Origin of the sequence: Kineosphaera limosa NBRC 100340, assembly GCF_000298215.1 — a bacterium.
In the GTDB taxonomy this organism is placed as follows: Bacteria; Actinomycetota; Actinomycetes; order Actinomycetales; family Dermatophilaceae; genus Kineosphaera; species Kineosphaera limosa.
Genome location: NZ_BAHD01000001.1, coordinates 1 through 11,804, shown reverse-complemented (window position 1 = coordinate 11,804; position 11,804 = coordinate 1). Strand labels below are relative to the sequence as shown.

General features: G+C 70.8%; 10 protein-coding genes and 2 pseudogenes. 4 read left to right on the top strand and 8 right to left on the bottom strand.

Translation table 11 applies throughout. From position 1 onward, the window contains the following. Positions 1-26 precede the first annotated feature (26 nt). From KILIM_RS00060 to KILIM_RS00050, 3 genes and pseudogenes are all read right to left on the bottom strand, one after another. Positions 27-1,267: pseudogene (locus KILIM_RS00060) on the bottom strand (sugar transferase). 556 nt (positions 1,268-1,823) lie between these two features. Further along, complete coding sequence (gene pth / locus KILIM_RS00055; protein ID WP_006590543.1) at positions 1,824-2,414, bottom strand: aminoacyl-tRNA hydrolase; 591 nt, start codon at positions 2,412-2,414, stop codon at positions 1,824-1,826. 97 nt (positions 2,415-2,511) lie between these two features. Continuing rightward, on the bottom strand, positions 2,512-3,177 hold the full coding sequence (locus KILIM_RS00050; RefSeq protein WP_006590542.1) for a 50S ribosomal protein L25/general stress protein Ctc: 666 nt from the start codon (positions 3,175-3,177) through the stop codon (positions 2,512-2,514). Positions 3,178-3,643: 466 nt separating this feature from the next. Here KILIM_RS00050 and KILIM_RS00045 point away from each other — a divergent pair, with 466 nt between their 5' ends. Then, on the top strand, positions 3,644-3,928 hold the full coding sequence (locus KILIM_RS00045) for a type II toxin-antitoxin system VapB family antitoxin (protein ID WP_006590540.1): 285 nt from the start codon (positions 3,644-3,646) through the stop codon (positions 3,926-3,928). Then, entirely contained in the window at positions 3,925-4,341 is a 417-nt protein-coding gene (locus KILIM_RS00040) for a type II toxin-antitoxin system VapC family toxin (protein ID WP_006590539.1), read from the top strand. Before KILIM_RS00045 ends, KILIM_RS00040 begins: the two co-directional genes overlap by 4 nt. Here KILIM_RS00040 and KILIM_RS00035 read toward each other — a convergent pair. Further along, positions 4,338-5,240, bottom strand: coding sequence for a DMT family transporter (locus tag KILIM_RS00035; RefSeq protein ID WP_083875786.1), 903 nt, complete (start codon positions 5,238-5,240; stop codon positions 4,338-4,340). The genes KILIM_RS00040 and KILIM_RS00035 overlap by 4 nt on opposite strands. Between KILIM_RS00035 and KILIM_RS00030 the strand changes: the two genes are divergently transcribed. After that, positions 5,239-6,672, top strand: a complete 1,434-nt coding sequence (locus tag KILIM_RS00030; RefSeq protein ID WP_040561724.1) for an aminotransferase-like domain-containing protein — start codon at positions 5,239-5,241, stop codon at positions 6,670-6,672. The genes KILIM_RS00035 and KILIM_RS00030 overlap by 2 nt on opposite strands. Here the strand turns inward: KILIM_RS00030 and KILIM_RS00025 are convergent. After that, positions 6,665-7,492 carry an SDR family NAD(P)-dependent oxidoreductase gene (locus tag KILIM_RS00025; protein WP_006590536.1) on the bottom strand — a complete coding sequence of 276 codons (828 nt, stop codon included), beginning with the start codon at positions 7,490-7,492 and terminating at the stop codon, positions 6,665-6,667. The genes KILIM_RS00030 and KILIM_RS00025 overlap by 8 nt on opposite strands. Positions 7,493-7,723: 231 nt before the next feature. Here KILIM_RS00025 and KILIM_RS00020 point away from each other — a divergent pair, with 231 nt between their 5' ends. Further along, complete coding sequence (locus KILIM_RS00020; protein WP_006590535.1) at positions 7,724-8,836, top strand: CaiB/BaiF CoA transferase family protein; 1,113 nt, start codon at positions 7,724-7,726, stop codon at positions 8,834-8,836. A 17-nt stretch (positions 8,837-8,853) separates the two neighbouring features. On the opposite strand, the gene KILIM_RS00015 is transcribed toward KILIM_RS00020, so the two are convergent. From KILIM_RS00015 to KILIM_RS00005, 3 genes and pseudogenes are all read right to left on the bottom strand, one after another. Next, the gene (locus KILIM_RS00015; RefSeq protein ID WP_006590534.1) at positions 8,854-9,834 is read right to left on the bottom strand and encodes a ribose-phosphate diphosphokinase; all 981 of its coding nucleotides are present in this window, start codon (positions 9,832-9,834) and stop codon (positions 8,854-8,856) included. Continuing rightward, positions 9,831-11,282 carry a bifunctional UDP-N-acetylglucosamine diphosphorylase/glucosamine-1-phosphate N-acetyltransferase GlmU gene (glmU, locus tag KILIM_RS00010; protein WP_006590533.1) on the bottom strand — a complete coding sequence of 484 codons (1,452 nt, stop codon included), beginning with the start codon at positions 11,280-11,282 and terminating at the stop codon, positions 9,831-9,833. The genes KILIM_RS00015 and glmU overlap by 4 nt, the downstream gene beginning before the upstream one ends. A gap of 150 nt (positions 11,283-11,432) precedes the next feature. After that, positions 11,433-11,804 (bottom strand): annotated as a pseudogene (locus tag KILIM_RS00005) (DoxX family protein); the annotation flags it as partial.

The following is an 11,804-nucleotide window of genomic DNA, read 5'->3' as shown; positions in this document are numbered from 1 at the left end:
CCCATATGTGACCGAGGTCATGGCCCTCAGTAGGCGCCCGATCCGCCCGTAACCGCCCGAAAGGTCCGAAACAAGATGTGCAGGTCACCGATCGGTGACCAGTTGTCCACGTAGCGCAGGTCGAGGCGCAGCGACTCCTCCCACGACAGGTCGGATCGTCCCGACACCTGCCACAGGCCGGTCATGCCCGGCCGCACGTGCAGGCGACGCAGCGCATCCGGCTCGTACTGCTGCACCTCGGCCGGCAGCGGCGGCCGCGGTCCGACGAGTGACATGTCGCCCTTGAGCACGTTGATGAGCTGGGAAGCTCGTCCAGGGAGTACCGGCGCAGCAGTCGTCCCACGCGGGTGATCCGCGGGTCGGCCTGCATCTTGAACAGCACCCCGTTGCCGTCGCTCAGCTTGGCCAAGGCCGCCAACCGCGTCTCGGCGTCGACGACCATCGTGCGGAACTTGTAGATCTCGAACAGCTCGCCGCGCACCCCGACCCGACGCTGGCGGAAGAACACCGGGCCACGGTCGCCGCGCTGCCCGAACTTGACCGCCAACGCAATAGTGATGAGCAGCGGCGACAGCGCCAGCAGCAGCAGGCCGGCCAGCATGCGGTCCATCGCACCCTTGAGCAGCATCGACCGGGTCGTGTGAGCGGGCCGCTCGATGTGCAGCAGCGACAGATTGGTCGACGGCCGGATGGACAGGCGCGGCCCGGCGACGTCGAGTAGCCCCGGCGAGACGATCAGCTCGACGCCGCGCTCCTCCAGCGCCCACGCCAGCCGACGCAGCGACTTACCGGCTAGATCCGGATGCGAGGCGACCGCCACGACCTCCGCGTTGTACAGGTCGGTTGCGGCCAGGGCGTCGCGCGGGCTCCCCATGACGGGCACGCCGTCGATCGTGCTGCGGGCGTCCCAGTGGGCATCGAGGCCGCTGACGCAGGCCGCCACCGGCTTCAGCCCCTGGCTCGGTTCGGCCTGGATGCTGCGCAGCAGCGCGGTCGCCGCGTCGGCCCGGCCGATGACGACCGTGCGCTGCATCAACTGCCCCTGTACCCGCTTGCGCATGAGCCAGGCGCGCAGAAAGCGCCGCACGAGCAGCCCGCCGACGAACAGCGCCGGCAGCAGGTACAACACGTACAAGCGGGCCAATTGCACATTGGCCAGGAAGGCCGCGACCGCGAGCACCGCCAGCAGCCCGACGGTGGCTCGGCCCACCGCGCGATACTCCTCGCCGCTGACGCCCAGGTGGCGACGGGCGTACGCGCCGGCCATCGACAACGCACCCACCCAGGCCAACGGAATGAGGGCCAACAGCAGCTGATAGCTGGAGGACGGGTGATCGCCGAAGCGCACCGTGGTCGCCAGGGCAGTGCCCATGACGCCCACCAACAGGTCGAGCGCCACGACGCGACGCAGGTAGGTGCGGGCCCAGGCACCGGCGGCCGGGCGGTCGGCGGCCGTGGCCGCCAGGGTGGGGGCAAAGGGCTCGTCGGTCGCGCGGGCGACGACGAGACGTTCGACGGACGGACGACGACGCGCACGGTGACGGGGGCGCGAGACATCGTGCTGCTGACGCTCGTGGACGGACAAAGCGGACCCTCCGGGGACACAAATCAGGGGTGGGACAAACGTGCGGCCACAAGCGACAGATAGGTGTCTGCCGCCAGCGAGCTCCAACCCCAAACCGCTCCCCCAAGCAGCCCGACGAAGCCGAACGTCAACGCACTGACTCGTTCGACTGTCTCATATGAATGCTCGGGTCCGCCAACCCCAAGAACATGAAAACGACTGTCCAAGAATTGTTTTCATCGAATGTTCTGAACGAATGTCAGGGAGCGTGAAAACGCTGCTGTGCGCTGGTCAGGCCACTATCGGCCAGCATCTCGACGGCGTCCGCGGCGTCGTCGAGAAGGAACGGAAGCTCCTTGCGATCAGTCGGCGAAAAATCGCGCAAAACAAAGTCGGCCGCGTCCATCCGACCCGGGGGGCGGCCGATACCGACCCGTACGCGCAGATAGTCGCGAGTGCCCAGAGAATTGGAGATGGAGCGCAGGCCGTTGTGTCCCCCCTCACCGCCGCCGCGCTTGAGCCGCACCTGCCCGAACGGGATGTCGAGTTCGTCGTGCACGACGACAAGCCGGTCGGTGGGGCACGAGTAGTACTGCAACAGACCGGAGACGGGCCCACCCGACTCGTTCATATAGCTGCTGGGCACCGCGACGATCGCCGGCGGACCCGGCGCACCTCCGGGCGCAGTGCCCAAGCGCACGCTGCCGGCGCTCGCGCGGGTCTTGTGCCGGGAGAGGGTTACCCCGCCGCGGCGGGCCAGCTCGGCGACGACCATCGCCCCCACGTTGTGCCTGTTGCCCGCATACTTCGGGCCGGGGTTGCCCAGCCCCACGACCAGCCAGGAGTCCATGACCGCCATCGTAGGTGGCCCGAACGCGCCGAGGGCCCGCACCCGGTCGGGGTGCGCGCCCTCGTGTGACGCGGAGCCGGGACGACCCGGCGCGACCTCACTCCTGGTCGCTGGACTCCGCAGCAGCCTCGGCCGGGGCCTGCGCGGCCTCCTCGTCGCTCTCCTCGCGCTCGATGCCGACCTCGGCCTCGGCTTCGGCGAGCTCGGACTCCAGGGCCTCCTGCGACTGGGCCTGGGTGATGTTGACGATGAGCGTCTCGGGGTCGGTCAGCAGCTCGACACCGGACGGGAGGTCGAGCTGCGCGGCCAGGATCTGCGTGCCGGCCTCGATGCCCTCGACGGAGACCTCGACGCTCTCGGGGATCTTGGTTGCGTCGGCGCTGACCAGCACGGTCTGGGCGTCGACGGTGACGACGGTCTCGGGGGCCGCCTCGCCCGTGGTGTGCACGGCGATGTCGACCTGCACCTTCTCGCCACGGCGGATGACGACGAGGTCGACGTGCTCGATGATCGGCTTGATCGGGTCGCGCTGCACGTCCTTGACGAGGGCGAGCTGCTTCTTGCCGTCGATGTCGAGCTCGACGACGGCGTTGGCGACCTTGGTGGCCATCATCGTGTCGTGGCCCGGCAGGGTCAGGTGGACGGGGTCGGTGCCGTGGCCGTAGAGCACGGCGGGGATCTTGTCGGCGCGGCGGATGCGGCGGGCGGCGCCCTTGCCGAACTCCGTGCGTTCCTGGGTGACGAGCGTGGCGCGGTCGGACATGCGGGAACTCCTTGGTGAGCGGATCTGTGTCGGGCTTCGCGGCGCCCCCTGGGGGCTCCCGTCGCCGGGATGCCGCGGCGGCCTCGACGCGGGACGCGGCACGGTCGGCAGTCCCGCCCGGCCACAACAGGCCGGCGATCCGCCACCGCGTCGATCACGGCGCAGCGCAGACCTGGGAGACTCACTGGTCGCGCCGCGGCCCTCGCCGAGGCAACCTCACGATCCTAGCCGCACCCCGCCTCCGGGCCGAAATCCGTCGCGTCGCCCGCGCGACGACCGCCGCTGCTCGGCGCACCGGGCAACATCCTGCCCGCCCCGCCTAGCACCCAAGGTTTGGCGGCCGGAGCCCCCACGCACCACCCTCCGCCGCTCGGCCCACCGGGCAACATCCTGCCCGCCCCGCCTAGCACTCTCGGCGGTGAACGAGCGGTAGACGGTAGAGAACCTTGACAGGTAGCCTTCTACCGTGGGCCTGAACATCAAGAACGAGCGAGTACACGCCCTCGCGCGGCGCGCGGCTGCGGTGACGGGCCAGTCGCAGACCTCCGCGATCGAGGAGGCGCTGCTCCTCCTGCTGAGCCAGCACGGAGTCGACCCCGCGCAGGACCGACGTGCGCAGCGACTGGACGTCATCAACCGGCGCCTGGCTCGCATCGATGTCGAGGTCAGCCGCACCACCTCCGGCCCCGACGCACCCGACATCACGCGCGTGGAGGATCTCTACGACGACGTCACGGGCCTCCCGCGGTGATCGTCGACAGTTCGGCGCTGCTGGCCGTCGTCTTCGACGAGCCGGAACGGTCGGCCTTTGTGGAGGCGATGCTGACCAGCAAGTGTCAGGCCAGCGCCGCCACCATCGCCGAAGCCGGGATTGTCGCGGATCGGAGGTCGACGCAGCTCAGCCGGGAACTCGACGCGCTTCTGGCCGAACTAGAGGTCGAGACCGCGCCCGTCACCCCTCGCCAGGCCACCCGCGCCCGAACCGCCTACCGGCGCTACGGGCGCGGCTCCGGGTCCCCGGCCCAGCTGAACTTCGGCGATTGCCTGACTTATGCGCTCGCGGCCGAATCCGGCGAGGAACTGCTGTTCAAGGGCGATGACTTCGGGCACACGGACCTGCTGTTGGCCGCGGCATCCACATCCCGGGGCGCGGCCAGCACCTAAGCCGCCCGGGCTCGCTGGGTGACGACGATGCACGCGAGCACGGCCAGGGCGGTCAGCGGCACGGCCGGGGTGAGGTGCTCGCCGAGCAGCAGCACGGCCCAGACGAGGGTGAGCAGCGGCTGCGCGAGTTGCAGCTGGCTGGCCTTGGCCACGCCGATGAGGCTCATGCCGCGGTACCAGAGGACGAAGCCGCCGAACTGGGAGATCGCCGCGATGTAGATCAGGCCCAGCAGCGCGGTGAAGGTGACGTGCACCGGCTCGTGCGCGAGCGCCACCCCCGAGATCAACAGATTCAGCGGGGCACCGAGCACGACGGCCCAGGCGATGACGGTCCACGACGGCAGGTGGGCCGACAGCCGACCACCCTCGGCGTAGCCGGCGGCGCAGCCCAGGAGGGCGATCAGCAGGTAGAGGTCGGCGAGCGTGGGCCGGCCGTGGCTCTGGGTGAGCGCGAACGCGACGACGATGGCGCCTCCGGCCCCAGCCGCTGCCCAGAACACCGGACTCGGATGCCGGCCCGTGCGCAGCGCCGCGATGGTCGCGGTGGCCATGGGCAGGGCTCCGATGACGACCGCGGAATGGGCCGTCGAGGAGGTCTGCAGGGCGAGCGCCGTGAGCAGCGGAAATCCGAGAACGCAGCCGAGAGAGACGACGGCCAGGCCGGGCCAGTCGCGGCGCTGGGGCAGCGGCACCCGAAACGCCAGTAGCGCGGTTGCCGCGAGCGCGGCTGCCAGCACCCCACGCAGACCCGAGGTGGTCCAGGGTCCGAAGCCGCCGAGCGCGGCAACTGTGGCGGGAAAGCTCAACGAGAAGCTCAACACTCCGAGGCCCGCTAGGGCGGTTCCGCCGACCAGTGGCGATACTGAGGTCGGGGCGATAGCGCTACTATTGCTACTCATGAATGACAGTAGCAGTTCGGTTGAACTGGCCGCCACTCTCGCGACGGAGATCGATCCTCTGCCTGCCGGTTCGCGGATACCGACGCATCGGGAGCTCGTCCGGCGGTTCGAGGTGAGCGCTACTACTGTCTCCCAGGCGCTGGCGTTGTTGACCCAACGAGGACTCGTGGAGTCGCGGCCGGGGGCCGGCACCTTCCGCACCGCGACCAGGCCGGCACCGGCCGTCGGGGACACCTCCTGGCAAGAGGCAGCCTTGGCGCCGACACCCGGCATCGATCACGGAGCGCGATCGTTCGGCGGGGCGGCGATGCTCGGCACGCTCTCCTCGCCGGGCCCCGAGGTCGCCGACCTCAACGGCGGCTACCTGCACCCCGACCTCCAGCCGATCGGCTCCCTCGGCAGCGCCCTAGCCCGCGCCGCGCGCCGGCCGGCGGCCTGGGATCGCCCACCAGTGGGTGGGCTGCCGGAGTTGCGGGACTGGTTCGCGGCCGACATCGGCGGGGGCCTGGGCCGGCACGACGTGCTGGTGTGCGGCGCCGGGCAGGGCGCGATGGGCACCGTGCTGCGCGCGCTCGGCCAGCCGGGCGATCCGGTCATCGTCGAGACACCGACGTATCCGGGCACGATCGCCGCAGTTCACGCCACCGGGCTGCGCCCGATCCCGGTGCCGATCGACACCCACGGCCCGGTGCCCGAGTACTTGGAGGAGGCCGTCGCCCGCACCCGCGCGCGGATCATCGTCACTCAGCCGCTCTTCCAGAACCCCACCGGCGCCTGCACGACCCCGCAGCGGCAGCGCGAACTGCTGCGGATCGCCCGCAGCCACGGGGCCTTCATCGTCGAAGACGATTACGCCCGGCACATGAGGCACACCGACACACCCACCCTGCCGCCGCCGCTCATCGCCGACGATCCCGACGGGGTCGTCATCCACATTCGGTCGCTGACGAAGGTGACGTCCCCCAACCTGCGGGTCGGCGGGTTGGCCGCCCGCGGTCCCGTCATGGCTCGGCTGCGGGCGGCGCACATCATCGACACGATGTTCGTGCCGGCTCCGCTGCAGTTCACGGCCCTGGAGGTGGTGACGGCCCCCGCGTGGCGGCGCAACTTGGCGACGCTGGCCGCCGCACTCACCCACCGCCGCACCGTCGCCGTCGACGCGGTCCGCGAGGTTTTCGGACCGCACGCGCTGCCGCTGCGCCCGCGCGGCGGCTACCACCTGTGGCTGCGGCTGCCCGCCCACCTCGAGGCGGGCCAGTTCGCGGCCGCCGCCTTGAGCGCCGGGGTCGCGCTGACGCCGGGCACCAGCTACTCCCCCAGTGGCGAACCGAGCCCGCATCTGCGGATCAGCTACGTCGCCACCCCTTCGGCCGCCGACATCGGCGACGCCATCCGGCGCCTACGCCCGCTGCTGGCCGGCGAACTCACATGACGAAGCCGCCGCCGGCGACCAGGGTCTGGCCGGAGACGTAGTCGGACTCGGGGATGCAGAACAGATAGACGGCGCCGGCCGCCTCGGCCGGGGTGCCGCCGCGACCGAGGGGGATCATCGCCTCCATCGTGCTCATGAGCTGGGGGTTCATCCCGACCTTGATGTGGCGGCCCTCGACCTCGATCGAGCTGTCTCCGGCGGAGCCGGTCGTCAGGCGAGTGAGGATGAGGCCGAACGCGACCGCGTTGACCGTCACGTTGTACCGGCCCCACTCTTTAGCCAGCGTCTTCGTCAGTCCGGTGACGCCCGCCTTGGCCGCCGCGTAATTCGCCTGACCGACGTTGCCACCCAGCCCGGCGATCGAGGAGATGTTGACGACCTTGCGGCACGGCACCGGCTCCCCCGCCGCCTGCGCCGCCTTGGCCGCCGCCGAGATCACCGGCTGCGCCGCCCGCAGGATGCGGAACGGGGCCTTGAGATGCACGTCGAGGATCGCGTCCCACTGCTCGTCCGACATCTTCTGCACCACCGCGTCCCACGTGTAGCCCGCGTTGTTGACGACGATGTCGAGCCCCCCGAAGGCGTCGACCGCCGCCTGCACGTAACGCTCCGCGAAACCGTCGTCCGTCACGCTGCCCACGCAGGCAACCGCCCGCGACCCCAGCGCCTCGATGGCCGCGACCGTCTCCGCCGCCGGAGCCTCGTCGAGGTCGTTGACAACGACGGCCGCCCCGTCGCCGGCGAGCTTCAGCGCGATCTCGCGCCCGATGCCCCGCCCCGACCCGGTGACGATCGCGACCTTGCCGTCGAGCTTGCCCATGTGCTGTGACTCCTTCGTCCGCTGCTGCGTCGACGCGGCTGGTACCGGCATCGCTGCAGGCGACGGCTCAGGCGTCGCCCTCCCTACCGTGCCATGGGGGCGAGGCACGGCCGCACCCCTGTCGACGTGGCGCGGCCGCACCCCTGTCGACGTGGCGCGGCCGCACCCCTGTCGACGTGGCGCGGCCGCACCCTGTTGACGGGGCGCCCCCGCACCACCCACGATGCGCGCATGCCCCTCGACGAGCACGCCTCACCCTCCCCCGCAGCGGGCCCGCTGGCCGGACTGCGCGTGGTCGAGCTCGCCAGCATCGGCCCCGGCCCGCACGCCGCCATGGTGCTGTCCGACCTCGGCGCAAGCGTCGTGCGGGTCGAGCGGGAGGAGACGCCCGAGCTGTTCCCGGGAGTCCGCCCGAGCGACGACGCGATGCTGCGCGGGCGGCGGATCGTCACCGCCGACCTGAAATCCGCCGACGGGGTGGCGCAGGTGCTGGGGTTGCTCGACGAGGCGGACGTCCTCGTCGAGGGCTTTCGCCCCGGGGTGCTGGAGCGACTCGGCCTGGGGCCTGACGTCTGCCTGCAGCGCAATCCGCGGCTCGTCTACGGCCGCATGACCGGCTGGGGGCAGGACGGACCGTGGGCCCACCGCGCGGGCCACGACATCAATTACATCTCGGTCACCGGCGTGCTCGACAACATGGGCCCCGGCGACGGCCCACCCATGCCGCCGCTGAACCTCGTCGGCGACTTCGGTGGCGGATCGATGTTCCTCGTCACCGGCATCCTCGCCGCCCTATGGGAGCGGGAGCGGTCGGGTCGGGGGCAGGTCGTCGACGCCGCGATCGTCGACGGCACCAGCGTGCTCGCCCAGATGCAGTGGTCGCTGCGCGCCCAAGACGCCTGGCACAGCGGCCGCGGCAGCAACCTGCTCGACGGTTCCGCGCCCTTCTACACGACCTACGCCTGCGCCGACGGCCGCTACGTGGCGGTCGGCCCCATCGAGCCGAAGTTCTTTGCCGCGCTGCTCGCCGGACTGCAGCTCGACCCCGCCGACCTGCCCGGCCAATGGGAGCGGGACCGGTGGGGTGAGCTGCGCACAGCCCTGACCGACGCCTTCGCCGACCGCACCCGGGACGAGTGGGCGCAGCTCTTCTTCGACACCGACGCCTGCGTCACCCCCGTGCTGACCTACGCGGAGGCGGCGGCCCACCCGCACCTGCGCGACAGGGAGGCGTTCGTGCAGGTCGACGGGGTGACCCAGCCGGCTCCGGCCCCTCGCCTCTCCCGGACACCGGCGCCGCGACCGCAGCCCTCGACGCGCAACAACCCGGGCGACCGGCCCTAGGGAGACAGGCGCGGTAGCTACTCGCCGTTGTCGAAGAGGCGGGTGACGGATCCGTCGTCGAAGACCTCGTGGATCGCCTGGCTGATCAGCGGCGCGATGGAGAGCACGGTGAGCTTGTCGAACTGGTGCTCCGGCGGCAGCGGCAGGGTGTTGGTCACGATGACCTCCTGCGCCACGTTCGCCCGGAGCCGCTGCGTCGCCGGGTCGGAGAAGATCGCGTGGGTCGCGGCGATGACGACACCGGTGGCGCCGGCCTCCATGATCGCGTCGGCGGCCTGGCAGATCGTGCCGCCGGAGTCGATCATGTCATCGACGAGGATCGCCAGCCGGCCCTCGACCTCGCCGACGAGCCGGTTGGCCACCGACTGGTTCGGGCGGCTGATGTCGCGGGTCTTGTGGATGAACGCCAGCGGCGCCCCGTCCAGCCGCTTGCTCCACTGCTCGGCGACCTTGATGCGCCCCGCGTCCGGCGAGACGATCGTCATCGGCTGATCGCCGTACTTGTCGTGCACGTAGTCGGTGAGGATCGGCATCGCCTGCAGGTGGTCGACCGGCCCGTCGAAGAAGCCCTGGATCTGCGCGGTGTGCAGGTCCACGCAGATCAACCGGTCCGCCCCGGCCGCCTTGAACAGGTCCGCCATGAGCCGCGCGGAGATCGGCTCGCGCCCGCGGTGCTTCTTGTCCTGCCGCGCGTAGCCGTAGAACGGCAGCACCACGGTGATCCGCTTGGCCGACGCCCGCTTCAGCGCGTCGACCATGATGAGGTGCTCCATGATCCACTCGTTGATCGGCGCCGTGTGGCTCTGGATGACGAAGGCGTCGCTGCCGCGCACCGACTCCTCGAACCGCACGTAGATCTCGCTGTTGGCGAACTCGTACGCGGTCGTCGGCACGAGCGTGATGCCGAGGCAGTCGGCGACCTCTTGGGCCAGCTCAGGGTGCGCCCGCCCGCTGAGCAGCATGAGGTTCTTCTCGGTGGTGCGCTTCAGGCTGGTCATGCGGGCTCGCCCTCGCCCTCGTCCGTCGCGGCGGCTTGCGCAGCCTCGGCGGCCGCTGTGCCCGGCCGATTGGCCACCACCCACCCGAGCATATTTCGCTGCGGGGCGACGCTGATCGCCAACGCCCCCGGCGGCACGTCTTTGCGGATGATCGTGCCGGCGCCGCTGTAAGCACCGTCGCCGACGGTGACCGGAGCGACGTACATGTTGTCGCTGCCGAGGCGGCAGTGGTCGCCGATCGTGGTGCGGGCCTTGTTGACCCCGTCGTAGTTGACGAACACGCTGGCGGCGCCGATGTTGCTGCCGACGCCGATCGTCGCATCGCCCACGTACGTCAGGTGCGGCACCTTGCTGCCGGCGCCGATCGTGGAGTTCTTGGTCTCGACGAACGTGCCGATCTTGCCCTTGGCGTCGAGCCGGCTGTTCGGGCGCAGATAGGCGAACGGCCCGACGCCGGCACCCTCGCCGATGACCGACAGGCTGCCGTGCGTGCGGATGATCGTCGCGCCGTCGCCGACCTCCATGTCGGTCAGCGTGGTGTCGGGGCCGATGGTCGCGTTGGCACCGATCGTCGTGGCGCCGAGCAACTGCGTGTTGGGCAGGATCGTCGTGTCGGCGCCGATGGCGACCTCGACGTCGATCCAGGTGGTGGCCGGGTCGACGACCGTGACGCCGGCCCGCATGTGCCGCTCGACGACGCGGCGGTTCAGTTCGGCCCCCAGGGCCGCGAGCTGCACGCGGTCGTTGACGCCCTCGGTCTGCCACAGGTCGCTCAGCACGTGCGCGCCGACGCGCCGGCCCTCGCGGTGGGCGACGCCCACGACATCGGTCAGGTACTTCTCGCCCTGGGCGTTGTCGGTACCGACCTGAGCCAGCGCCGAGCGCAGCAGGGCGGCGTCGAAGGCGTAGATACCGGAGTTGATCTCGTCGATGGCCCGCTGCGCCTCGTCGGCATCCTTCTGCTCGACGATGCCGACGACCTGCCCGGTCTCGTCGCGTAGCACCCGGCCGTAGCCGGTGGGGTCGGGCACGCGGGCGGTCATGACCGTCACAGCAGACGCCGTCTGCTCGTGCGCGACGACGAGCTCCTGCAGGGCCGTGGTGGTCAGCAGCGGCACGTCGCCGTACGTGACGAGCACGGTGCCGCTCAGGTCGGCCGGCAGCGCCTCCAGCCCGCACTCGGTGGCGCGGCCGGTGCCCTTGACCTCGTCCTGGTCGGCGACGACCGCCTGCGGGCACACCTGCTTGACGTGGTCGGCGACGCGATCGCGCTCGTGCCGCACGACGACCGCCAGGTGGGTCGGGCTCAGTCCCTGCGCGGCGGCGATCGCGTGCCCCAGCAGCGAGCGCCCGCCGATCATGTGGAGCACCTTGGGCCGGGCGGACTTCATCCGCGTCCCCTCCCCGGCGGCGAGCACGATGACGGCGGTCGGGTGGTGGTCGGTCACGATGTGACGCCCCCTGTCAGCTGGGGAGAACGGCAGAACGGCCGGGCGGGTGCCGACCAGTCGTCATGCTATGCGACGTGGTCGCGCTGCCCGCCGGGCCGTCCTCGATGAAGCGCTACAGCCGCTGCACGGGAGCAGCTGCAGGGGAGCTCAGCGCAGCCAGGGGAACTTGCGGACGATGCCCTGCCGGGCCCACCACTTGCCCAGGCCGGCGGTGTCACCGGCCAGCGTGGCGGCGCAGATCAGCAGCACGAGCGCCTCGATCCAGTGGGCGTCGACGATCGGGTTGGTCGCTCCTCGCACCAACTCGCCATCGACCATGGCCGAGGCAGTGGGCAGAGCGACGAAGAACATCATCGCCATGAGGATCGCACCGCCGATGCCGGCCAGCCGCAGGCCTGCACCCGCGATGAAGGCCACGCCGATGAGCAGCAGCGAGATCATGAAGAACCAGTCGCCGACGGGGTTGCTGAACAGACCCTGCAGCAACCCGTCGAGGGGTCCGTCGCCGCTGAGGCGGTC